The 23,427-nt window shown below is 63.9% G+C and carries 18 protein-coding genes; 10 read left to right on the top strand and 8 right to left on the bottom strand.

Annotated elements, in window-relative coordinates; genetic code table 11:
* Positions 1-74: 74 nt before the first annotated feature.
* A complete protein-coding gene (locus tag NKI10_RS04875) occupies positions 75-806 on the bottom strand; it encodes an HAD family hydrolase (protein ID WP_352858920.1) in 732 nt (243 codons plus the stop codon).
* Positions 803-2,446, bottom strand: a complete 1,644-nt coding sequence (gene pgi, locus NKI10_RS04880; protein ID WP_502897531.1) for a glucose-6-phosphate isomerase — start codon at positions 2,444-2,446, stop codon at positions 803-805. The genes NKI10_RS04875 and pgi overlap by 4 nt, the downstream gene beginning before the upstream one ends.
* 427 nt (positions 2,447-2,873) lie before the next feature.
* Here pgi and pdxR point away from each other — a divergent pair, with 427 nt between their 5' ends.
* Both pdxR and NKI10_RS04890 read left to right on the top strand, forming a co-directional pair.
* Entirely contained in the window at positions 2,874-4,367 is a 1,494-nt protein-coding gene (gene pdxR, locus NKI10_RS04885; protein ID WP_352858922.1) for a MocR-like pyridoxine biosynthesis transcription factor PdxR, read from the top strand.
* A gap of 208 nt (positions 4,368-4,575) precedes the next feature.
* Positions 4,576-6,180 (top strand): trimethylamine methyltransferase family protein, encoded by a 1,605-nt coding sequence (locus tag NKI10_RS04890; RefSeq protein ID WP_352858924.1) that lies wholly within the window; start codon positions 4,576-4,578, stop codon positions 6,178-6,180.
* Positions 6,181-6,197: 17 nt separating this feature from the next.
* Here the strand turns inward: NKI10_RS04890 and NKI10_RS04895 are convergent, their stop codons facing one another.
* The 3 genes from NKI10_RS04895 to NKI10_RS04905 all read right to left on the bottom strand — a co-directional run bounded on the left by NKI10_RS04895 (position 6,198) and on the right by NKI10_RS04905 (position 10,290).
* A complete protein-coding gene (locus NKI10_RS04895) occupies positions 6,198-6,596 on the bottom strand; it encodes a hypothetical protein (protein ID WP_352858926.1) in 399 nt (132 codons plus the stop codon).
* 74 nt (positions 6,597-6,670) lie between these two features.
* Positions 6,671-8,152, bottom strand: a complete 1,482-nt coding sequence (locus tag NKI10_RS04900; protein WP_352858928.1) for a flavin monoamine oxidase family protein — start codon at positions 8,150-8,152, stop codon at positions 6,671-6,673.
* 332 nt (positions 8,153-8,484) lie between these two features.
* On the bottom strand, positions 8,485-10,290 hold the full coding sequence (locus NKI10_RS04905) for an IlvD/Edd family dehydratase (RefSeq protein WP_023688786.1): 1,806 nt from the start codon (positions 10,288-10,290) through the stop codon (positions 8,485-8,487).
* A 143-nt stretch (positions 10,291-10,433) separates the two neighbouring features.
* Between NKI10_RS04905 and NKI10_RS04910 the strand changes: the two genes are divergently transcribed.
* On the top strand, positions 10,434-10,892 hold the full coding sequence (locus NKI10_RS04910) for an SRPBCC family protein (protein ID WP_023692623.1): 459 nt from the start codon (positions 10,434-10,436) through the stop codon (positions 10,890-10,892).
* A 159-nt stretch (positions 10,893-11,051) separates the two neighbouring features.
* Here NKI10_RS04910 and NKI10_RS04915 read toward each other — a convergent pair whose 3' ends face one another.
* The 3 genes from NKI10_RS04915 to NKI10_RS04925 form a co-directional block, all read right to left on the bottom strand.
* Complete coding sequence (locus NKI10_RS04915) at positions 11,052-12,242, bottom strand: Mrp/NBP35 family ATP-binding protein (RefSeq protein ID WP_023692624.1); 1,191 nt, start codon at positions 12,240-12,242, stop codon at positions 11,052-11,054.
* 77 nt (positions 12,243-12,319) lie between these two features.
* Entirely contained in the window at positions 12,320-13,324 is a 1,005-nt protein-coding gene (locus NKI10_RS04920; protein WP_023688789.1) for an inorganic phosphate transporter, read from the bottom strand.
* 3 nt (positions 13,325-13,327) lie between these two features.
* Positions 13,328-13,969, bottom strand: coding sequence for a DUF47 domain-containing protein (locus NKI10_RS04925; protein ID WP_023673429.1), 642 nt, complete (start codon positions 13,967-13,969; stop codon positions 13,328-13,330).
* 158 nt (positions 13,970-14,127) lie between these two features.
* Here NKI10_RS04925 and NKI10_RS04930 point away from each other — a divergent pair, with 158 nt between their 5' ends.
* The 7 genes from NKI10_RS04930 to NKI10_RS04960 all read left to right on the top strand — a co-directional run bounded on the left by NKI10_RS04930 (position 14,128) and on the right by NKI10_RS04960 (position 23,349).
* Complete coding sequence (locus tag NKI10_RS04930) at positions 14,128-15,027, top strand: LysR family transcriptional regulator (RefSeq protein WP_023688790.1); 900 nt, start codon at positions 14,128-14,130, stop codon at positions 15,025-15,027.
* A gap of 194 nt (positions 15,028-15,221) precedes the next feature.
* Positions 15,222-15,701: a formate dehydrogenase subunit gamma gene (locus NKI10_RS04935; protein ID WP_023688791.1), complete on the top strand. Its 480-nt coding sequence runs from the start codon at positions 15,222-15,224 to the stop codon at positions 15,699-15,701.
* A complete protein-coding gene (locus NKI10_RS04940) occupies positions 15,698-17,254 on the top strand; it encodes a formate dehydrogenase beta subunit (RefSeq protein WP_023703520.1) in 1,557 nt (518 codons plus the stop codon). The genes NKI10_RS04935 and NKI10_RS04940 overlap by 4 nt, the downstream gene beginning before the upstream one ends.
* 10 nt (positions 17,255-17,264) lie before the next feature.
* On the top strand, positions 17,265-20,177 hold the full coding sequence (fdhF, locus tag NKI10_RS04945; RefSeq protein WP_023673425.1) for a formate dehydrogenase subunit alpha: 2,913 nt from the start codon (positions 17,265-17,267) through the stop codon (positions 20,175-20,177).
* Positions 20,178-20,526: 349 nt separating this feature from the next.
* Positions 20,527-21,357, top strand: coding sequence for a formate dehydrogenase accessory sulfurtransferase FdhD (gene fdhD / locus NKI10_RS04950; protein WP_023692627.1), 831 nt, complete (start codon positions 20,527-20,529; stop codon positions 21,355-21,357).
* Positions 21,347-21,661, top strand: a complete 315-nt coding sequence (locus tag NKI10_RS04955) for a formate dehydrogenase subunit delta (protein ID WP_023688796.1) — start codon at positions 21,347-21,349, stop codon at positions 21,659-21,661. Before fdhD ends, NKI10_RS04955 begins: the two co-directional genes overlap by 11 nt.
* Before the next feature lie 134 nt (positions 21,662-21,795).
* Entirely contained in the window at positions 21,796-23,349 is a 1,554-nt protein-coding gene (locus tag NKI10_RS04960) for an alpha/beta fold hydrolase (protein ID WP_352858933.1), read from the top strand.
* The last annotated feature ends 78 nt before the right edge of the window (positions 23,350-23,427 follow it).

Below are 23,427 nucleotides of genomic sequence, written 5' to 3' on the forward strand. Positions count from 1 at the left end.
CCTTAAAGCTGCAGTCGGCCTGCGGCCTAAGAACGGACGTTCGGTACTTCGCGCTTCACCCCAGGCACTCCCCGTCAAACCGTCTCCTTGACCCGCGCCGACAGAAAGTCCGGCAGGTCGGCAACAGAATCGAGAACGACATCGGCGATCGAGGACAGCGATTCACGCGTGCCGGTGCCGGAGAGCACGCCGACCGCCAGGCCGCAGCCGCCAGCACGCGCCATCTCCAGGTCGTGGCGGTTGTCGCCGACCATGGCGATCTCGGACGCCTTCAACCCGGTCAGGTCGCAAAAGGCGACGATCGTGTCCGGCGCCGGTTTCGGATTGGCGACCGCGTCATAGCCATAGGCGGCGGTGAACAGCTGGGCGACGCCGAGCGTGACCATGGTCTTTTCGGCACCGGCAGTCGAATCGTTGGTGGCGACGCCGAGCCGGTAGGATCGCTTGTGCAGAGCCGTCAGCGCCGCGACGATGCCGGGCAGGGCCACCGCCATCGATGAGCCTTGCACCGAGGTGATCTCGTTGAAGCGGGCGACGGCCAGCATCTGGTCCTCGTCGGACAGGCGCGGGAACCACAGCTCGACGACATCCATGTTGGTGCCGGAGGCAAAGATTGAATCGGGCTTGAAACGCTTGCCGACGAAATCGAAGCCCGCCGCCGAAAGCAGCCTGTCGGCCTTCCAGCGATCGCCCTCGGCGGCGTCCATGGCCATGAAATCGGCAATGCCGAGCCATGTCGCGTTGAAATCGACAAGCGTGCCGTCCTTGTCGAACAAGATGCCCTTGATGTCGGCCGGATTTTTCATTGCGCCCCCCGCAGTTGCTGGATGCGCGCCACCAGCCCGGCGGTCGATGCGTCGCGCTTGGCGGCGCTCTCCTTGCCTTCCACGACTGGCAACAGGCCGGTCGCCAGCTCCTTGCCGAGCTCGACGCCCCATTGGTCGAAGGAATTGATGTTGAACAGAGTGCCTTCGACGAAGACTCGGTGCTCGTAAAGCGCGATCAGCCGGCCGAAGGTGCGCGGGTCGAGCTTGCGGTAGAGGATCGTCACCGAGGGGCGGTTGCCGGAGAAGACGCGGTGCGGGGCTATTCTGTCGACATCGGCCGGCTTCATGCCCTTGGCCAGCATCTGCGCGCGCGCCTCGTCCAGCGTGCGGCCCTTCATCAACGCTTCCGATTGGGCCAGGCAATTGGCAAGCAGTAGATCGTGCTGGTGCTTGAGATCAGGCTCATGGCCGACGGCAGCGGCAAGGAACTCGACCGGGATGAAATCGGTGCCCTGGTGCAGCAGCTGGAAGAAGGCGTGCTGGCCATTGGTGCCGGGCTCGCCCCAGACCAGCGGTCCGGTCGGCGTCGTCACCGGCGTGCCGTCGAGGGTGACGCCCTTGCCGTTCGATTCCATGTCGAGCTGCTGCAGATAGGCCGGCAACCTGGACAGTCGCTGGTCATAGGGGATGACGGCACGCGCCGGATAATCGCAGATCACGCGATGCCACCAGCCGACCAGCCCCAGCAGCGCCGGCAGGTTCTTCTGCAGGGCTGCGGTGCGGAAGTGCTCGTCCATCTCATGCGCGCCGCCTAGGAAGGCGCGGAAATTGCGCGGACCGATGGCGATCATCACCGGCAGACCGATGGCGCCCCACAGCGAATAGCGGCCGCCGACCCAGTCCCAGAAGCCGAACACGCGATCCGCTTCGATGCCGAACTTGGAAACCAGGTCGAGCGCGGTCGAGACGGCGGCGAAATGCTTGCCGACAGCTTCCTTGCCGAGCGCCTTCTGCACCCATTCGCGCGCCGTCTCGGCATTGGTCATCGTCTCGACCGTGGTGAAGGTCTTCGAGGCGATGATGAACAGGGTGGTTTCGGCCGACAGGCCCTTCAGCGTGTCGTGGATATGGGCGCCGTCGATGTTGGAGACGTAGTGCGCGCGCGGGCCGTCGTGATAGGGCGCCAGCGCCAGCGTCGCCATGGCCGGGCCGAGATCGGAGCCGCCAATGCCGATATTGACGATGTCGGTAATCTTCTTGCCGGTGGCGCCGGCGGCCTTGCCGGAACGAATGGCATCGGCAAAAGCGCCCATGGCGTCGAGCACGGACAGCACATCCGCCTTGACGTCCTGGCCATCGACCGTGACGCCCTTGCCCGAGAGGTTGCGAAGCGCCGTGTGCAGCACGGCGCGGTCCTCGGTGATGTTGATCTTCTTGCCGGAAAACATTGCGGCCCGGCGACCTTCGAGATCGGCGGCGGCGGCGAGCTTCTCGAGCAGTTCCATCGTGCGCTGGTCGACCGCGCATTTCGACCAGTCGAGCAAAAGGTCGCCGTCGCTGGCCGAAAACGTCTCGAAGCGCTTGGGGTCGGCGGCAAAAGCCTCGCGCATCGTGCCCGATGCTGCCGCGCGCGCAGCACGCAAGGCGACAAGCTGTTTGTCGAAGGAGGAATGATCCAATGCCGGCTCCTGATCGTTTTTCACGACATCTTATCAGACCGGATGTTTCCGGCGCGTGTCGTCGGGGTGATGTTATCGAGCCGAATTCCCCATGTTTCAATGCGTGGGGATGACGCAGTGCAGCATAGTGCGATCTGATGGAGCTACGACGCTGCGCGTCGCGCTGGATGATGTGATGGGAGTAGCGACGACGCTACGCGTCGCGCTGGGGATAATGAGGCGCGACGACGCTTCGCATCGCGCGGGCGTCCGCGCTGCGGGATGACGCAAGCGTCACCCGGGGATGCGACGACGCTGCGCGTCGCGCATAGATCACTGGCATAAATCCCAGCGATCAGAAAAATTGATTGGCGCAACCCCTTGTGCCACGGTTACCTTCCGCTGGTCCAGCCAAGCAAAAAAGACTGGCCATCGAGGAACACCTTCCATGCCACAGCGTAACGACACGGCCATATGGTCCGGCCTGTTCCGGATTTCGGCGGAATCGGGCCAGACCCTGCAGGCGCAAATCCGTCAGGCGATCGTCGCCGCCATTCTCGACCGGCAGATCGCCGCTTCGATGCCGCTTCCGTCCTGCCGCATCCTGGCTGAAAAACTCGGCGTCGCGCGCGGCACTGTGGTGCTGGCGTTCCAGCAATTGGTCGATCAGGGTTTCCTGGTGGCGCGCGAACGGCGCGGCCATTTCGTCAATCCGGATGTGCTGGCCACCCCCGCCAAGCCGCACCAGAAGGCGCCCGACCAGCAGAACGAGATCGACTGGAAGGCACGCCGGCAGATCGCCGCCAGCGATATGCCGCCACCGGCCAAGCACGATAACTGGATCAAGTCGTCCTACCCCTTCGTCTACGGCCAGTTCGACCCGGCGCTGTTCCCGACAGCCGAATGGCGTGAGTGCAACCGCATGGCGCTGGCCGTGCTCGAAATCCGCAACTGGGCCTCCGACATGGTCGATCGCGACGATCCGCTCTTGATCGAGCAGATCCAGGCGCGGCTGTTGCCGCGGCGCGGCATCTTCGCCAATCCGGACGAGATCATCGTCACGCTCGGCGCCCAGAACGCGCTCTATATGCTGGCGACACTGCTGATGACAAAGGGCTCCAAGGTCGCGATGGAAGACCCGGGATACCCCGACGCGCGCTCGATCTTCCGCCTGGCAGGCGCCGAAATCCAGCCGGTTCCGGTCGATCAGTCCGGCATCGTCACCTCGTCCATCCCCAACGATTCCGGCTTTGTCTTCGTCACCCCCAGCCACCATTGCCCGACCATGGTGCCGCTGTCGGCAGAGCGGCGGCAGGACCTTCTGGCGCGCGCCAACCGCCACAACCAGATCATCATCGAGGACGGCTATGACAGCCAGCTTCTCGACGAGGCGCCGCAGCAGGCGCTGAAGAGCCTCGATCGCTCGGGTCGCGTCGTCTATGTCGGCTCGATGTCGAAGACGCTGGCTCCGGGCCTGCGGCTTGGCTACATCGTCGCTTCGGCTGGACTAATCTCCGAGCTCAGGGCGCTGCGCCGCTTCATGCTCAGGCACCCGCCGGCCAACAACCAGCGCGCGGTCGCGCTGTTCCTGTCGCTCGGCCATCACGAGGCGCTGGTGCGGCGGCTGTCGTCGGCCTTCGACGAGCGGCGCAAGCGTCTGGTCCATGCGATTTCCGCATTCCTGCCGGAATGGCGCTCGACCGATTCGGCCGGCGGCACATCGCTCTGGCTGGAAGGCCCGCGCGGCACCGATTCACGTGGACTGGCCGAGGCCGCGGCCTCGCGCAGCGTCATCATCGAGCCGGGCGACCGCTTCTTCGATCGCACCGAAAAGCCGTCGCGTTTCATGCGCTTGGGCATTTCCTCGATCGCAGTGCAGCACATCGAGCCGGGTATTCGCGAGCTCGCGACCGCGGCCGGACGCAGGCCCGCTGCAGCCTGATTTGCCTGTGCCGGAGCTTTGAACAGCCCCGGCCCTTGGCATGATCACCAACATTCTGCATTAGCTCTCTGGCATATTCGGCTGCGTTGACTGGCCCATAGGCTGGGCCAATGGCAACGGCATAGTCGGCTGACAGAGGGACGAAGCAAGCCGACGGTGGACCAATCATCGCGTCGTGTTTCGCAAACTAAAGGTGGAGTGCCCCCCCATGTCAGTGGCTGTTGAGAAGCAGGATGCGGCTCCTAAGGATGCATCAGCCGACCAGCGTTCGCGCCGATCCGGCGGGCGCGAAGCGCGCCGCGCCATGCGGGCCGCACCGCTTGCCGACGATATCCGGCCGGTGCGCGCCGGCCTCGAAGGCGGCAGCTACGGGCCGCTCAACCAGAACGAACAGGAGCGCATCCATGAAGCGGTGCTGACGCTACTGGACACCGTCGGCTTCGCCAATGCCATTCCCTCCTGCATCGAGGCTCTGACCGGGGTCGGCGCCGTTTACGGCGACGACGGCCGCGTCCGTTTCCCACGTGGGCTTGTGATGGACACGATCAAGAAAGCGGCGAGGAATTTTACGCTGCACGGCCAGGACCCCAGGCATGACATGCTGATCCAGGGCAAGCGCGTGCATTACGGCACGGCGGGTGCGGCGGTGCATCTGGTCGATGTCGAAAAGCGCGAATACCGCGAGTCGCTGGTGCAGGACATTTACGACGCCGCCCGCCTCGTCGAAGGGCTCGACAACATCCATTTCTTCCAGCGGCCGATGGTGCCGCGCGACATTCCCGATCCGCTCGAAATGGACTTCAACACGCTCTACGCCTGCGTGATGGGCACGTCGAAGCATGTCGGCACCTCGTTCACGGTGCGCGAGAACGTGCAGCCGGCGCTGGAAATGCTTTATGCGATCGCCGGCGGCGAGGAGAATTTCCGCGCCCGGCCGTTCGTGTCGAACTCCAATTGCTTCGTCGTGCCGCCGATGAAGTTTGCCGAGGACGCCTGCGGCGTGCTCGAAGCCTGCGTCGAAGGCGGCATTCCGATCCTGCTTCTATCGGCCGGCCAAGCCGGCGCCACCGCTCCGGCGGCAATTGCCGGCGCTGTGGTGCAAGCGGTGGCCGAAGTGCTGGTCGGCCTCATCTACGTCAACGCCATCAAGCCCGGGCATCCGGCGATCTTCGGCACCTGGCCGTTCGTCTCCGACCTCAGGACCGGCGCCATGTCGGGCGGCTCGGCCGAGCAGGCAGTGTTGACTTCGGCCTGTGCGCAGATGGCGCAGTTCTACGATCTGCCGGGCGGTTCGGCCGCCGGCATGACGGATTCGAAACTGCCCGACATCCAGTCCGGCTATGAAAAGGGCATCACCGATGTGATGGCCGGTCTTGCCGGCCTCAATCTGGTCTATGAATCGGCGGGCATGCACGCCTCGCTGCTCGGCTTTTGCCTGGAGAGCCTGATCATAGACAATGACATGCTGGGCCACTGCCTGCGCTGCGTGCGGGGCATCGAAGTGACCGACGAAGCGCTGTCGATCGACACCATCACCGAAGTCTGCATGAATGGCCCAGGCCACTATCTCGGCAACGAGCAGACGCTGCGCCTGATGCAGACCGAGTATTTTTATCCGGCCGTCGGCGACCGCTTTTCGCCCAAGGAATGGAATGAGAAGGGCCGGCCCGACATCTTGCAGCGGGCGATCATCGAAAAGAAGCGCGTGCTTGCCGAGCGCTTCCCGCGCCATGTGCCGAAGCTGCTCGACGACAAATTGCGCGCCCGCTTCGGCGAGATGATCAAGCTGCCACGCAGCGGCATGGGCGGGTAAGCTTCACCTTCCGTAGGTCAGTCCGCACTTAACCCAAAGCGCTCGACCACTTCGGCGCTGATCAGCTTGCCATGCAGCGCCATCAACACGATCTGGGCATCCAGGCTGTCGCCGGTTTCAAGCGCAGCCTCGATGCGGCGCTCAGCGTCCAGCCGCCGCTCCGGCCCATTGGCCTGCTCGACGGTTTGTGGGCCCGCGATGCAATAGCCAAACAGCTGCGCCACGGACCGGTAGGCGTCCGGCGGCGGCTCGTCCGGCCAATAATCCTTCATCAAATTGACGATGGTGAGCTTTACCCCCTCAGGGACAAGCGCCGGATGCAGATCGGCGCCGCGCAGCGCGGTGTCGAGTTCCCGCAAATCGCCGGAGCGGCCGAACATGCCGAGGAAACCGATTGAAGAGCGCCGTTTAGTCACGTTGATACTTTCCGTCCGATAGCCGACCACTCATATGGGAATGTAGGATCGTTTTTCATCGCCTTTGCGGAGTCTCAGGCAAGCCAGGCGTCGAGCCCGAATTCCCGCTGCAACAGGTCTTCCGCACTTTCCAGCGCGCCCTCGATCCAGCCGTGATTGTTGGACCACGCTTCGCCACAGACATGAATGCCAGGAGCGAGCGTATGGCTCGCCAGTTTTATACCGGAGATATCTATGCCACGGTCCCATACATGCGACGCGCCGCCATAGGCCGGCGCACCCCAATCCTGCGCAAACCCGCCGATGGGTTTCGAGATGGCGCCGTGTTTGCCATGGACTTCGACCATCTGGCCGTGAAAGGCCTCCAGCGCGGAATGTCCCTCGGCCAAAACCGCAAAACCGTGGCGCCGAGCGAGCTCAGGCAGCAGTGAGCGCCAGAATACCATGTGCCTGCCATCGCAATAGGCCATGGCGACGCTCCGCCGAATCGTCGCGTCGCGCGCGTCCGCTTTTGTGAACTGCCATATCTGGCGAGCCGGCAGATCGGTCACGCTGTGGCCGGCCGCGATGCCGTTTCGAGCCCACCATGGGCTGGCATAGCAGGCGGCCAGCGTGAGCATCGGCCAGGGTTCCGGTGCCGGCAGATCGCTGGGCTGCTCGATGCCGGACTTTTCCAGCAGGGTCCGCAGGGGGCGGACCGGTAACGCCAGCACGACCTTGCGCGCCTCGACCGTCCCGCCCTGCCCCTCGACAGACAAGACCATCCCTTGCGCCGAGCGGGCGATGGCGGTCACGGTGTGATCGAGATGGACGGCGCCGCCGCTGACAGCGATCCGCCCGGCCATTCGCTCCGCAACCGGCTGGAACCCACCATCGGGGGAACAATAGGAGCGGCCGCCGCTCAGCTCGCCGAGCGCAAGCCTGAACGTCTCGGCGGCGTTGGGTCCGCGCAGGAGCAACGAATAGCCCACCGCGTCCTCGGCAAAAGCCATTTCCTCCGGGGTCATGACCGTCGCCAGCACATCCCAAGTCGCCCAATCCGCCAGCTTGCGGCCGCGATAAACGAAGCCTGCGGCGCCGTTCCATTCGGCGCTGCCGAAGGCCTCCGAACCCGGCAGGATCAGTGCTGCCGCCTTTCGCAGCAGGCGGGACGGGCCTTTTTCCTGCAGCCGACGCGTCACGTCATAGGCAAACAGGCGGCGCGGCGCAAAGCGCGATATAGCGGCGTAGGGCAGGCTCCTACCGCGCAGATGGAGCCGGTTGGCGCCGGTGACGACGTCCATACCCGACAGCTTTACATCCAGCGTCGCCATGAGTTTTTTGAGCAGCCGATGTTGCGGCATCAGCATCATCGCGCCGAGATCGATGCCGAAGTTCGGCTCTCCGGGAAATGAGACCGTGGAGGCCCGACCGCCGACGCGACCGGCGGATTCGAAAACAGCGATCCTTGCGGGCTTTTCACTTTGGGACAAGCGCCACGCCAGGAAGAGACCGGCCATGCCCGCGCCGACAATAGCAATGTCGACCGGGGCAATGTCGATTGGGCTAGGCGGCAAGGATACGCCCGTGGCGGAAAACCATCATCATGGACGACGCTCTGGACCCCTCTTGATTTCGTGTCAAAAAACCCGAAACTGACGAGGACTGCAATGTCATACTGACAGGTGGGATCAGTTGGCGTGCGAGCAGTGATCTAAAACGGGCAACGGGTCCTATGAAGAAACAGTATCACACACCAGTCATCCGCAAGGCAGGACGACTCTCCGGCATCACAGCCATCGCCGCTTCGTCCGGCCCGCCTCCACCCTGAGGCCGCCATCCAAACAAGCTTACGCCAAGGCTTTCATGCCGGCCCGATCAGGCCGGCATTTTCATATCAAGCGGGTGCTCAGTGGTTGTCCCTCGGCACGCCGCTGGTGTGCGCGACGTCCTGGTATTTCACCGCCGGCTTCAGCACCATGCCCTCCGAGAACTGGTCGACCATGGAGCGCTGGATCTCCTGCCATGGCGTCTGATGCTTGGGATAATGATAGCCGCCATCGACCTGCAGTTCGGCACGGCGGCGCGTGATTTCCTCGTCGGTGACGAGGATGTTGGCAGTGCCTTTCCGTAAATCGATGCGCACACGGTCGCCGGTCTTGAGCAGCGCCAGGCCGCCGCCAATGGCGGCCTCCGGCGAAGCGTTGAGGATAGACGGCGAGCCGGATGTGCCCGACTGGCGGCCATCGCCGATGCAGGCCAGCGCGTGAATGCCCTTCTTGATGAGATAGGCCGGCGGCTGCATGTTGACGACCTCGGCGCCGCCGGGATAGCCGATTGGGCCGGCGCCGCGCATGAACAGGATGGTGTGCTCGTCGATGCCTTGCGCCGGATCGTCGATGCGGGCGTGGTAGTCCTCGGGACCATCGAAGACCATGGCGTTGCCCTCGAAGGCTTCCGGGTCGTTCGGGTTGGAGAGATAGCGTTCGCGGAATTCCGGCGAGATGCCGCTCATCTTCATGATTGCGGAATCGAACAGATTGCCGCTGAGATTAATGAAGCCGGCATTGGCCTTCAGCGGCTCGGCGACGGTGCGGATGACGTCGGTGTTCTCGTTGGCGACATCCTTGCAATTGTCGCCGATCGATTTCCCGTTGACGGTCATCGCTTCGGGATAAGGCAGCAGCTTGGCCTTCATCAGTTCGGCCACCACAGCCGGCACGCCGCCGGCATGATGATAGTCCTCGCCGAGATATTCGCCCGATGGCTGCAGATTGACGATGAGCGGCACATGGAGGCCGACCGTCTGCCAGTCGTCATTGGTGAGCGGCACGCCGAGATGGCGGGCAATCGCGTTGAGGTGGATCGGCGCGTTGGTCGAGCCGCCAATCGCCGAATTGACGACAATGGCGTTCTCGAACGCCTTGCGCGTCATGATGTCGGATGGCTTCAGATCCTCATGCACCATCTCGACGATGCGCTTGCCCGTCTCATAGGAGATCTGGCCGCGCTCGCGGTAGGGTGCCGGAATGGCAGCCGAGCCCGGCAATTGCATGCCGAGCGCCTCGGCCAGCGAGTTCATCGTGGTGGCGGTGCCCATGGTGTTGCAATAGCCGGTCGACGGCGCCGATGAGGCGACGATGTCCATGAACTCGTCATAGTCGATCTCGCCGGCCGAGAGGCGCTGGCGCGATTCCCAGACGATGGTGCCCGATCCCGTGCGCTTGCCCTTGTGCCAGCCATTGAGCATCGGTCCGACCGAAAGTGCTATGGCCGGAATATTGACGGTGGCCGCCGCCATCAGCAGCGCCGGCGTGGTTTTGTCGCAGCCGATGGTCAGCACGACGCCGTCGAGCGGATAGCCGTAAAGCACTTCGACCAGGCCGAGATAGGCAAGGTTGCGGTCGAGTGCCGCGGTCGGGCGCTTGCCGGTCTCCTGGATCGGATGGCACGGGAATTCGAAGGGGATGCCGCCCATCGAGACGATGCCTTCGCGCACGCGCTTGGCGAGTTCGATATGATGGCGGTTGCATGGCGACAGATCCGAGCCGGTCTGGGCGATGCCGATCAGCGGCTTGCCAGACATCAGCTCGGCCCGCGTCAGGCCATAGTTCAGGTAGCGCTCGAGGTAGAGCGCGGTCATGCCTGGATTGTCGGGATTGTCGAACCACTCCTGCGAGCGAAATTTCTTCTTTCCGGTGGGGGCGCCTGCCATCATGGTCTCCGTATTTGTAAGACAAATCGATATGGCAACGCGCGGAAGCAGGCAAGAGGGCGCACCGTCGCAACCGGACTTTGGTGCGATAGACACAGACCAGACCGTGCGTTAGGCCTTCGAAGTCTGTCCGGGAGGTATCGATGGCTTTGGTGATCGAAGGCGAGGAACGCATTGCCGCCCCCCTGCAGAAAGTGTGGGACGCGCTGAACGATCCGAAGGTTTTGCAGGCGACCATTCCCGGCTGCCAGAACCTGGAGATGAAATCGCCGACCGAAATGGCAGCGACGGTGGTCCTGAAGATCGGACCGATCAAGGCGATATTCAACGGCGAGGTGACGTTGAAGAACCTGAAGCCGCCGCACTCCTACACCATCCAGGGCGAGGGCAAGGGCGGTATTGCCGGCTTCGCCAAGGGTGGCGCCGACGTGACGCTGACGGCGGACGGGCCGGATGCGACGGTCCTCAAATACGCGGCCAAAGCCGAAGTCGGCGGCAAGATCGCCCAACTCGGCAGCCGGCTCATCGAATCGACTTCGAAGAAGCTGGCCGGGCAGTTTTTTTCAAGCTTTGGTGAGAAGGTGGGTTCCCCTCCCCCTTGAGGGGAGGGTGCCTCGCGAAGCGAGGCGGGTGGGTCGCCTCAACCGCCTCAACCTGAGTTGAGCTGCCTCGACTTGTAAAGAAATAGCGTCGAGCGTGTCACCGCGGACCCCACCCGGCCCTTCGGGCCACCCTCCCCTCAAGGGGGAGGGATATCCGAGCTACTCGAACACGATGTTCGGCACCGCCGCTTCGGCCGCGCCGCGTTCTTCGTTGACCCGGTCCCAGACCTTCGAAGCAATGCCGCGATAGATCTTCGCCTCGGCGCTGTCTGGCTTCGACGCCACCACGGGCGAGCCTTCATCAGAACTTTCGCGAATGCCCATTTCCAGCGGCACTTCGCCGAGGAAGGTCACGCCGAGTCGCTCGGCCTCGCGCCGCGCCCCGCCATGGCCAAAGATGTCGTAGCGCTTGCCGGTATCGGGGGCTATGAAATAGCTCATGTTCTCGACGATGCCGAGCAGCGGCACGTCGACCTTCTTGAACATATTCAATCCCTTGCGGGCGTCGATCAGCGCCAGGTCCTGCGGCGTCGAGACGATGACGGCGCCGGCCAGCGGCACCTGCTGGGCCATAGTCAGCTGCGCGTCGCCGGTGCCGGGCGGCATGTCGACGACGAGCACGTCGAGGCGGCCCCATTCGACCTCGCGCAGCATCTGCGTCAGCGCCGACATCACCATCGGACCGCGCCAGATCATCGGCGTCTCCTCGTCGACGAGGAAGCCCATCGACATCACCTTAAGGCCGTAATTCTCCATCGGTTTCAGGATCTTGCCGTCGACGGTCTGCGGCCGGCCATGGATGTTGAGCAGCCTGGGCATGGACGGGCCATAAATATCGGCATCGAGCACGCCGACACGCAAACCGTTGGCGGCGAGGCCAAGCGCGATGTTGACGGCGGTGGTCGACTTGCCGACGCCGCCCTTGCCGGACGCCACCGCGATGATCGCCTCGATGCCGGGCACGCCGCGCTTGCCCGACCTTTCCGAGGCCGGGGCGTGCGGGGCTGGAGAGTGTGGAGCTGGGCGCGGCGCGGCTGGCGCAGCCGGGGGTGCCGGCCTGGGCGCGGGACGCGACGCAACCGGAGCCTCCATGCCGCCGCCCTTCTTCTCCGCCGTCAGCGCGACGACGGCGCCGGCGACACCAGGGATCGCCTTGACGACACGCTCGGCTGCGGCGCGCAGCGGCTCCATCTCCTGTGCACGGGCGGCGGGAACGGTGATCGAGAAAAACACTTTCGAATCGGCGATGAAAATCTCCGAAACCATGCCGAGGTCGACGATGTTGCCGGTGAAGTCCGGCCCGTTGACCGTCTTCAGACGCTCGGTGACGATTTCCTTGGTGACGGACATGCATTGTTTCCTAAGGCGTTTGGCTGCGGCTCAGATAGTGCAGATTGGCAGCGACTCCAAGCACCACAGTGTCCGCCTCACCTTGCCAGGCCAACCGCAAGGTAGGTGAGCGCCGAAATTGCAGCCGTGGCCGGCAAGGTGACGATCCAGGCGATGACGATGTTGCCGGCAATGCCCCAGCGCACGGCCGAGACGCGACGGGCAGCGCCGACACCGATGATGGCCCCGGTGATCGTATGGGTGGTCGACACGGGAACGCCAAGCCAGGTGGCGGCAAACAGGGTGATGGCGCCGCCGGTCTCGGCGCAGAAGCCCTGCATCGGGTTCAACCGGGTGATCTTCGAGCCCATCGTGTGGACGATGCGCCAGCCGCCGAACAAAGTGCCGAGCGCCAGTGCTGTCTGACAGGTGAGGACGACCCACAGCGGCACGTAGAACGTCCCGCCGAGCATACCTTGCGAATAGAGCAGCACGGCGATGATGCCCATGGTTTTCTGGGCGTCGTTGCCGCCGTGCCCTAGCGAATAAAGCGAGGCCGAAAAGAACTGCATGACGCGGAAAGTGCTGTCGACGGCGAACGGTGTCTGGCGCACGAACAGCCAGGAAACGGCCAGGATCAGGACCAGCGCCAGAACAAACCCTGTCGCCGGCGACACGACGATTGCGGCGACCGTCTTGCCAAGCCCGGTCCAGACGATGGCGCCGGGCCCAGCCTTTGCAACGCCGGCGCCGACGAGCCCGCCGATCAGGGCATGCGAACTGCTGGACGGGATGCCGGCAATCCAGGTGACGATGTTCCAGACGATGGCGCCGACGAGCGCCGAGAAGATCACCGCCGGCGTGACGATGCTGACGTCGACGATACCTTTTCCCACGGTTTCAGCCACGTGAAGGCCGAAGAACATGAAGGCGATGAAATTGAAGAAAGCCGCCCACAGGACCGCATATTGTGGTCTCAGCACGCGGGTGGAGACGATGGTGGCGATGGAGTTCGCCGCATCGTGCAGGCCGTTGAGAAAATCGAAAAACAGCGCGACGGCGACAAGGCCGATCAGCACGGGAAAGGCGATGGTGGCTTCCATTGCCTAAACGTTCTCGATGACGATGCCGCTGATCTCGTTGGCGACGTCCTCAAAGCGGTCGACCACCTTCTCCAGCTGGCCGTAGATCTCCGAGCCGATCAGGTAGGCCATCGGATCGCTGCGGCCATGCCGCTTGAACAGGTCCTTCAATCCCTGCTCATGCAGATCGTCGGCGCGGCTTTCGACGCGCATCACCTCTTCGGCGATGGCGTTGAGGCGTACCGTGTGCGTGCCGACCTTGCTGAGCAGCGGGATCGCTTCGGCAACCAGCCTGGAGGCGGCAACGATGACGCCGCCCATCTCCTGCATCAGCGGGTCGAATTCCTTCTTTTCGAACAGCTTCACCGTCTTGACGGTCTTGTGCATCATGTCGATGGCGTCATCCATCGACTGGATCAGGTCCTTGATGTCGCCGCGATCGAAGGGCGTGATGAAGGAACGCCGCACCGCCAGCAGCACTTCGGCCGTGATATGATCGGCCTCGTCCTCGAGATCGATGATCTTCTGGCACCAACGATCGATGTCCTTGCCCTGCAGGAGCTGCTCCAGCGCCTCGGCGCCGCCGACCACGGTGCGGGAATGCCGTTCAAAGAGGTCGAAGAAGCGATCTTCGCGCGGCAAAAGCTTGCGGAACCAGCCCAGCATGTCCGATCTCCTCGTATTCCATCCAACCACATAGCGCCGTGTTCGGCCGGGGGAAACAGCCAGCCGGCCCAAAGATGTGGATGCATGGCCAATTGCGGGTAGAGCTTGCGGCGAAAGGCAATTTCCCCGACCTTGCGCGCAACGAACGGACGGATGGTATGATCGACAAGCTCGAATTCTTCATCGCGCTGGCCAAGGAGGAGCATTTCGGCCGGGCGGCGGAAGCGTGCGGCGTCACGCAGCCGACCTTGTCGGCCGGGATCAAGCAGCTGGAGGGCCAGCTCGGCGTCATGCTGGTCAATCGCGGTTCGCGCTTTCAGGGGCTGACGCCGGAAGGCAAGCAGGTGCTGGTGTGGGCGCGTCGCATCGTCGGCGATTCCAGGACCATGCGCGAAGAGATGCGGGCGGCGCGACATGGCCTGTCCGGGCGTATCCGTATTGCCGCCATCCCAACCGCCCTCGCCATGGTGGCGCGGCTTACGACGCCATTTCGCGAGAAGCATCCGGGCGTCACCTTCTCTATCCTGTCGCGCACCTCGATCGAGGTGTTGTCGCTGCTCGGCAATTTCGACGTCGATGCCGGCATCACCTATCTCGACAACGAGCCTCTCGGACGGGTGACCAGCGTGCCGCTCTATGACGAGCGCTACCAGCTGATCACGGCGGTCGGAAATCCCTATTCGGATCGCGACAAAGTGACATGGGCCGAAATCAGCCAGCTGCCGCTCTGCTTGTTGACGCCGGACATGCAGAACCGCCGCATCATCGACCAGCATCTGGCCGAGGCCGGCGTGCAGGTGCGGCCGACACTGGAATCCAACTCGATGATCGTGCTGTTCTCCCACATACGGACAGGCAAATGGTCGTCGATCATGCCGCTCAACCTGGCGGAAACATTCGGTTTTTCCGAGCCGATCCGGGCCATTCCGATCGTCGAACCGGATGCCAGCCACACGGTCGGGCTGGTCGCCGCGCCGCGCGAACCGCACACGCCGCTGGTGCAGGCGCTGCTGGACGAGGCGATGGCGCTGGCAGACGATTTCCGCGCCAATCGCTGAGCTAGTCATAACTGGTCAATCGGCGCGATAGAAATTTTCTATCGTGCAACGAAACCGCTTTATTGATTTCAGAGGTTTTCTCTGATTTCTTAAGCACTTAGCGATTAAGCGGCGTAGGCATGTCGTTGTTCCAAAACCGCTTCATGCCTTTGGACGATTATATGCATCGATCGCTACGATAGGGAGGGCGCTGCGTGACGATGCAGCCTGCAAGTACCGAGATACAGTCGCGCACGGCGGCGATCATCCAGGAGTTGAAGGGCCTCGAAGGCCCCCTGCTGCCGATCCTGCACGAGATCCAGGAAGAATTTGGCCACGTGCCGCAGGACGCCGTGCCCGTCATCGCCGATGGGCTGAACCTGTCGAGGGCCGAAGTGCATGGCGTCGTGACCTTCTATCATGATTTCCGTGCCCGGCCGGCTGGCCGGCATGTGCTCAAGCTCTGCCAGGCGGAAGCCTGCCAGTCGATGGGTTCGGATGCGATCGCCGCAAAGGTCAAGCAGTTGTTGGGCATCGATTTCCATGAGACCACCCGCGACGGATCGGTTACACTTGAGCCTGTCTATTGCCTCGGTCTGTGCGCCTGTTCACCGTCGGCGATGCTGGATGGTGAGGTGATCGGGCGGCTCGATGACGAGAAGATCGAAGAGATCGTCGGGGAGGTACGCTCATGATCCCGCGCATCTACATTCCAGGTGACTCCGGCGCGCTGGCGCTCGGCGCCGAAAAGGTCGCCAAGGCTGTTCGTGCGGAACTGGCTGAACGGGGCGTCGAGGCCAAGATCGTCCGCAACGGCTCGCGCGGCGCCTATTTCCTCGAACCGATGGTCGAGGTCGCGACCGAAAAGGGCCGCGTCGCTTACGGGCCGGTCAAGCCATCGGACGTCAAGAGCCTGTTCGACAGCGGCTTTCTCACTGGCGGCCATCACAAGCGCTGGCTGGGCGCGCCCGACAAGATCCCGTTCCTGGCCAAACAGACGCGCCTGACGTTCGCGCGTTGCGGCATCAACGACCCGCTATCGCTCGACGCCTACAAGTCACTGGGCGGGCTGAGGGGCCTGCAGAACGCGGTGGCCATGGCGCCGCTCGACATCGTCAAACAGGTCACGGAATCGGGCTTGCGCGGCCGCGGCGGCGCCGGCTTCCCGACCGGCATCAAGTGGAAGACGGTGCTCGATACGACATCTGACCGCAAATACATCGTCTGCAATGCCGACGAGGGCGACAGCGCCACCTTTGCCGACCGCATGATCATGGAGGGCGACCCCTTCGTGCTCATCGAAGGCATGACGATTGCCGGCATCGCCACCGGCGCGACCAAGGGGTTCGTCTATATCCGCTCGGAATATCCGCATGCGGTGGCTGTCATGAACAAGGCTGTCGAGGTCGCCCGCAAGGCAGGCGTGCTCGGCGTCAGCGTGCTGGGTTCGCCCAACGCCTTCGACATGGAAATCCGCGTCGGCGCCGGCGCCTATGTCTGCGGCGAGGAAACTTCGCTGCTGAACAGCCTTGAAGGCAAGCGCGGCGTGGTGCGAGCCAAGCCACCGCTGCCGGCAATCCAGGGTCTGTTCGGCAAGCCGACGGTGATCAACAACGTCATCAGCCTAGCCTCCGTGCCCATCATCATGGACAAGGGTGCTGCCTTCTACAAGGATTTCGGCATGGGCCGCTCGCGCGGCACGATCCCGATACAGATCGCCGGCAACGTCAAGTTCGGCGGCCTGTTCGAGGCGGCGTTCGGCATGACGCTGGGCGAGATCGTCGACGATATCGGCGGCGGTACGGCCACAGGTCGCCCGGTGAAGGCGGTGCAGGTCGGCGGCCCGCTCGGCGCCTATTTCCCGCGCGGCCTGTTCGACACGCCGTTCGACTACGAAGAGTTCGCGAAGCGCGACGGGCTGATCGGCCATGCCGGCATCACCGTGTTCGACGACACGGCCGACATGCTGAAGCAGGCGCGCTTTGCCATGGAGTTCTGCGCCATCGAAAGCTGCGGCAAGTGCACGCCCTGCCGAATCGGCTCGATACGCGGGGTGGAGACCATCGACCGGCTTGCCGCCGGCATCGAGCCGGAGAAGAACCTGGCACTGGTCACCGATCTCTGCAACACGATGAAGTTCGGATCGCTCTGCGCGCTGGGCGGCTTCACGCCCTATCCGGTGATGAGCTCGATCACCCATTTCCCCGAAGATTTCAAGCCCGCGCCGGCGCGCGTGGCTGCTGAATAGGAGCTGGCAGATGAATATCAAGGCCGACTTCCCGACACTCATCGAAGAACTCGATTACGGAACCCCGGAATCGAAGGCGCAAAAGCAGGTTACGCTGATCGTCGACGGCCGCAGCATCAGCGTGCCGGAGGGTACGTCGATCATGCGCGCGGCGATGGAAGGCGGGGTCGAGATCCCAAAACTCTGCGCCACGGACATGCTGGACTCGTTCGGCTCCTGCCGCGTCTGCCTGGTCGAGATCGACGGGCGCGGCGGCACGCCGGCATCCTGCACGACGCCCGTCGGCGAAGGCATGGTGGTGCGCACGCAATCCGAGCGGCTCGACGCCATCCGCCGCGGTGTCATGGAGCTTTACGTCTCCGACCACCCGACCGGCTGGAACGAGAAGGCCGGCACCGGCGCCAGCGAGTTCGACGTTGTGGCGAAATCGGTCGGCCTGACCGAGAACCGCTTCGGCATCGAGGGCCGCAACCACGTCAAGCAGGAAAACGGCGTCGCGCCCGGCCATGGCTCGCTGGCGGTCGACTACATCGCCCGCGACGAGTCCAACCCATATTTCACCTATGATCCGGCGCAATGTATCGTGTGCTCGCGCTGCGTGCGGGCCTGTGAGGAGGTGCAGGGCACCTTCGCGCTGACGATCGAGGGCCGCGGTTTCGAATCGCGCATGGTCGCCGGCATGCACGAGGATTTCATCGCCTCCGAATGCGTATCCTGCGGCGCCTGCGTGCAGGCCTGTCCGACCGATGCGCTGCGTGAAAAGACCGTGCTTGAGAAAGGCATGCCCGAGCGCTCCGCCGTCACCACCTGCGCCTATTGCGGCGTCGGCTGCTCGTTCAAGGCCGAAGTGAAGGACGACGAAGTCATTCGCATGATGCCCTACAAGGACGGCAAGGCGAACCACGGCCACTCCTGCGTGAAGGGCCGTTTCGCCTATGGATATGCCACCCACAAGGACCGCATCCTGTCGCCTATGATCCGGGAAAAGGTCAGCGATCCCTGGCGCGAGGTGAGCTGGGAAGAGGCCATCGCCCATACGGCCAAGGAATTCCGCCGTATCCAGTATCAATACGGCCGCACCTCGATCGGCGGTATCACGTCCTCGCGCTGCACGAATGAAGAGACCTATCTCGTCCAGAAGCTGGTGCGCCAAGGCTTCCGCAACAACAATGTCGACACTTGCGCGCGCGTCTGCCACTCGCCGACCGGCTACGGCCTCGGCCAGACCTATGGCACCTCGGCCGGCACGCAGGATTTCGATTCCGTCGATTTCACCGATGTCGCCGTCATCATCGGCGCCAATCCGGCTTCCGCGCACCCGGTGTTCGCCTCGCGGCTGAAAAAGCGGTTGCGCCAGGGCGCCAAGCTGATCGTGCTCGATCCGCGCCGCACCGAAATGGTCAAGTCGGCGCATATCGAGGCCGACTATCACCTGCCGCTGAAGCCGGGCACCAACGTGGCGGTGCTGACGGCGCTGGCGCATGTCATCGTTACCGAAGGGCTTTTCGACGAAGCCTTCATCCGCGATCGCTGCGACTGGGCGGAGTTCCAGGATTGGGCTTCTTTCGTCGCCTTGCCGGAAAACAGCCCCGAAATCGTGGGCAAGCTGTCCGGCGTCGATCCCGAACTGATCCGAGGTGCTGCGCGGCTCTATGCCAAGGGCGGCAATGGCGCGATTTATTACGGCCTCGGCGTGACCGAACACAGCCAGGGTTCGACCACGGTTATGGCTATCGCCAACCTTGCCATGGCGACGGGCAATATCGGCCGTCCCGGCGTCGGCGTGAACCCGCTGCGCGGCCAGAACAACGTGCAGGGTTCCTGCGACATGGGCTCGTTCCCGCATGAACTGCCGGGCTACCGCCACATCTCCGGCGAGGCGGTGCGCGACATCTATGAGACGTTGTGGGGGGTGAAGCTCGACGACGAACCGGGCCTGCGCATTCCCAACATGCTGGATGCCGCCGTCGACGGCTCCTTCAAGGGCATCTACATCCAGGGCGAGGACATCCTGCAGTCGGACCCTGATACCAAGCATGTCGCGGCCGGCCTGGCGGCGATGGAATGCGTCGTCGTGCACGACCTGTTCCTCAACGAGACAGCGAACTACGCGCATGTCTTCCTGCCGGGCTCGACCTTCCTGGAAAAGGACGGCACCTTCACCAATGCCGAGCGCCGCATCAACATGGTGCGCAAGGTGCTGGAGCCGAAGGCGCGCTATGCCGACTGGGAAGCGACACAGGAGCTTGCCCGCGCGATCGGGCTGGATTGGAACTACCAGCATCCCTCCGAAATCATGGACGAGATCGCCAAAACGACGCCAAGCTTCGCCGGTGTCTCCTTCGATCTGCTCGACCGTGTCGGATCGGTGCAATGGCCCTGCAACGAGAAGGCGCCGCTCGGCACGCCGATCATGCATATCGACGGCTTCGTGCGCGGCAAGGGCAAGTTCATCCGCACAGAATATGTGGCGACCGACGAGCGGACCGGGCCGCGTTTCCCGTTGCTGCTGACCACCGGTCGCATCCTCAGCCAGTACAATGTCGGTGCACAGACAAGGCGCACCGAAAACGTCATGTGGCACTCGGAGGACCGGCTGGAGATCCATCCGCACGATGCCGAGAACCGCGGCCTGCGCGATGGCGACTGGGTGCGGCTGACCAGCCGTTCGGGTGAGACGACGCTGCGTGCGCTGATCACCGACCGGGTGTCGCCAGGTGTGGTCTACACGACCTTCCACCATCCCGACACGCAGGCCAACGTCATCACCACCGACTTCTCGGACTGGGCGACCAACTGCCCGGAGTACAAGGTGACCGCGGTGCAGGTCGGCGCCTCCAACGGGCCTTCGGACTGGCAGCGCGATTATAACGAGCAGGCCGAGCAGAGCCGCCGCATCGCAAAGCTGGAAGCGGCGGAGTAGTCTTGCCACGGCGTTCGACAATAAGAGCTTCAATCTTGACGGTTGGTCGACCCCTACTCCGTCAGGAAGGACGCGAGCTTATGCCGAATGGCGCCTTTCTTCTCCCTCCGGAGGGGGGAGAGGTGGCGCCGCGAAGCGGCGACGGAGTGGGGGAAGCCGGCCCCGCAACACGCAGCCGTCGAAAGTCGCGCACAACCCAAAGAGCAGGCAAACCGGCCTATCTGGCGAGCAGTCGACCCCCCGTCCGTCATGCTTCGCTTGACACCTCTCCCCCGGTCGACGGGGGAGAGGAAAGGCGCGAGCCTCCACAGCTACTGCTAAGGACGGACAGGGCAGAGGGGCGCGCCTCGTGACCCGAAAACGCCAAGCCACCACCCAAATCTCTCGCCTTGCCCACCGCGCCAGCGGCACGACATCGGCCAACCGCATGGTGCCGGAGGAGACGCCGGTGGCGTTCTCCTTTGCCGGCACCACCCATGCGGTGATGATGGCGAGCCCGGCCGATTTCGAGGATTTCGCGCTCGGCTTCTCTCTGACCGAAGGCATCATAGCCTTGCCTGACGAAATCGATGCGATCGAGGTCGAGGACCATGGCGCCGGCATCGATATCCAGATCCGGCTGAAGGACCAGGCCAATACGCGCTTCGAGACGCGGCGCCGGCGCTTGGCCGGGCCGGTTGGCTGCGGGCTGTGCGGCATCGAATCGATTGAGGAAGCGATGCGCTCGGTCGACAAGGTTGGTGCGTCCAAGCTTACGCTTGAAGCCGACGATATCACCCGTTCGGTAAAGCTTTTGTCCAAGGTGCAGCCTCTACATTCAGAAACCGGCGCCGTGCATGCAGCGGGCTTCTACATTCCCGGCAAAGGCATCGTCATGGCGCGCGAGGATGTCGGCCGGCACAATGCGCTGGACAAACTGGCCGGCGCGCTGGCCAAGGCCGGCATTGACGGTGCATCGGGCGCGGTGGTGGTGACATCACGCGTCTCGGTGGAGATGGTGCAGAAAACGGCGGCGATCGGCTCCGCCTTCATCATCGCCGTGTCGGCGCCGACAGCCCTTGCCATCCGCACCGCCGAAGAGGCCGGCATGACGCTGGTGGCGCTGGTGCGCGGCGACGATTTCGATGTTTTCACCCACCCGGAACGGGTGGTCTTGGGAGTTGCCCAGCATGTCGCATGACGAAGAACACATCACGAGCACCGGGGAAAAGCTGGTGCGCATGGCCAACCAGATCGCCGCCTTCTTCCATTCAAGGCCCCGCGAGGAAGGTGTGGCGGGCGTGGCCGAGCACATCAACAAGTTCTGGGAGCCCAGGATGCGCCGGCAGTTCTTCGAGATGCTGGACAGCGGCGGCGAAGGTTTTGACGAACTCGTCGTCGTGGCCTCGGCCAGGATCAAGCGGCCGAAGACCGAGGAGCAGGCCGATGTGAGCATCGGCTACGTCCAACCCACGGGTGCAGAGAGCGCCGCTCCCCAGAAATAGCCTCCCCCAGAAATGGCGGGCGAACACGGTTCGCCGCGGGCTATATTCCTGTCTTCTAAAGTTTGGCTGCCGCATCCGCCAGGCGTCTGCTATGGTCGGCGATCAGAAATCGTCTGGCCGGGCGGGATAGCAACGTGAGGCCGATCGAGACGCGATATGCCCTCAGCGGCGACGTGCGGATCGCCTATCAGGTGGTCGGCCAGGGATCGTTCGACCTGGTTTTCGTGCCCGGCTTCATCTCCAATCTCGACCTGCATTGGGAAGACGAGGGCTACGCCAGGCTCTTGAAACGGCTCTCGGCGTTCTCGCGGCTGATCCTGTTCGACAAGCGCGGCACCGGCCTGTCCGACCGCGTCGACCCACGCCACCTGCCCAGCCTCGAAACCCGCATGGACGATGTGCGCGCGGTGATGGATGCCACCGGCAGCGGCCGCGCGGCCTTGCTCGGCGCTTCGGAAGGCGCGCCGATGGCAATGTTGTTTGCCGCCACCTATCCGGAACGGACACGAGCGCTGGCGCTCTATGGCGGTTATGCGCATTTCCACAAATGGGTGATGTCGCCGGAGCGCCTCGAGGCCTTCATCGCGACGGCCGGCACGGAATGGGGCACGGGCGCCACACTGCCCAACTTCGCTCCCGGCCGGGTAGATGATGCGCATTTCACCCAGTGGTGGGCCCGCTTCGAGCGGCTGTCGGCCAGTCCGACGGCAGCGGCAGCCCTTGCCCGGATGAATGCCGGAATCGATGTGCGCGGCGTGCTTTCGGCGATCGGCGCACCGACACTGCTCATTCATCGCCGCAACGACGCGCGGGTCGACCCGGACGCCAGCCGCTTCCTGGCGAAAAACATCTCGAATGCGCGACTGGTCGAGGTCCCCGGGCGCGACCACCCGATCTGGACCGGCGATGTCGACCGGGTGGCGGACCTGATCGAGGAATTCCTGACCGGCGAGCGTGCCGTGGCCGAAGCGGAGCGCGTGCTTGCCGCTCTTCTGGCGACACGCATCTACGACACGGCGCGGGTTGGCGACCGCATGTGGAGCGAACGTAGCGAGCGCTTCCAGGAGAGCTGGCGGCAGCTGGTCGGCCGTCATGGCGGACGCGTCGCCGGCATCCATGGCGAATTGATGATCTCGCGCTTCGACGGGCCGGCGCGGGCCATACGCTGCGCGGCGGCACTGCGCGATGCGGCGCAACATATGGGCATTGCAAGCGCCCAGGGCGCCCATGTCGGTGAGGTCGAAATGCGCGGGCCGCCGGTGGGGCTGATGGCACGGGTGACGATGCAGATCGCCGCCCATGCCGGGCGCGGCGATATTCTGGCGTCGCGGCTGGCCGCCGATCTGGCGGCGGGGTCCGGCCTGCATTTCATCGATGCCGGGCGTGTCACGGTGGATGAGCTGGACGAGCCGCTGGCGCTGGTCCAGGCAACGTCGGAACAGCACCTGGAGCCGGCCTGCCGCCCCAAGGCGAAACCCGCCGAGCCGGCTCAACTGACGGCGCGCGAAAGCGAGGTGGTGATCCTGATCGCCGACGGCAAGAGCAATGCCGCGATCGCCGCCGAGCTGAGGCTCAGCGAGCATACGGTCAAGCGTCATGTCGCCAACATATTGCTGAAGCTCGATTTGCCGTCACGGGCGGCGGCAGCGGCATTTTCCGCCAGGCAGGCTGGCCCGGACGGGCCATAGGGACCATGGCGCTTTCGGGCGAAGCGGCCAGGTGGGGTCGAGGCGTACCAATTCTCTCCATGCAGGCCAGGCGGATGT

This window comes from Mesorhizobium sp. M0802 (assembly GCF_040320115.1).
Taxonomy (GTDB): Bacteria; Pseudomonadota; Alphaproteobacteria; order Rhizobiales; family Rhizobiaceae; genus Mesorhizobium.

Coding starts and splice junctions, on each gene's coding strand:
- NKI10_RS04890 (WP_352858924.1), top strand. CDS start 4,576: ATGTCAGTGGCTGTTGAGAAGCAGGATGCGGCTCCTAAGGATGCATCA.
- NKI10_RS04925 (WP_023673429.1), bottom strand. CDS start 13,969: ATGCTGGGCTGGTTCCGCAAGCTTTTGCCGCGCGAAGATCGCTTCTTC.
- NKI10_RS04955 (WP_023688796.1), top strand. CDS start 21,347: ATGTCGCATGACGAAGAACACATCACGAGCACCGGGGAAAAGCTGGTG.
- NKI10_RS04920 (WP_023688789.1), bottom strand. CDS start 13,324: ATGGAAGCCACCATCGCCTTTCCCGTGCTGATCGGCCTTGTCGCCGTC.
- fdhF (WP_023673425.1), top strand. CDS start 17,265: ATGAATATCAAGGCCGACTTCCCGACACTCATCGAAGAACTCGATTAC.
- NKI10_RS04940 (WP_023703520.1), top strand. CDS start 15,698: ATGATCCCGCGCATCTACATTCCAGGTGACTCCGGCGCGCTGGCGCTC.
- NKI10_RS04905 (WP_023688786.1), bottom strand. CDS start 10,290: ATGGCAGGCGCCCCCACCGGAAAGAAGAAATTTCGCTCGCAGGAGTGG.
- NKI10_RS04910 (WP_023692623.1), top strand. CDS start 10,434: ATGGCTTTGGTGATCGAAGGCGAGGAACGCATTGCCGCCCCCCTGCAG.
- NKI10_RS04930 (WP_023688790.1), top strand. CDS start 14,128: ATGATCGACAAGCTCGAATTCTTCATCGCGCTGGCCAAGGAGGAGCAT.
- NKI10_RS04915 (WP_023692624.1), bottom strand. CDS start 12,242: ATGTCCGTCACCAAGGAAATCGTCACCGAGCGTCTGAAGACGGTCAAC.
- NKI10_RS04875 (WP_352858920.1), bottom strand. CDS start 806: ATGAAAAATCCGGCCGACATCAAGGGCATCTTGTTCGACAAGGACGGC.
- pdxR (WP_352858922.1), top strand. CDS start 2,874: ATGCCACAGCGTAACGACACGGCCATATGGTCCGGCCTGTTCCGGATT.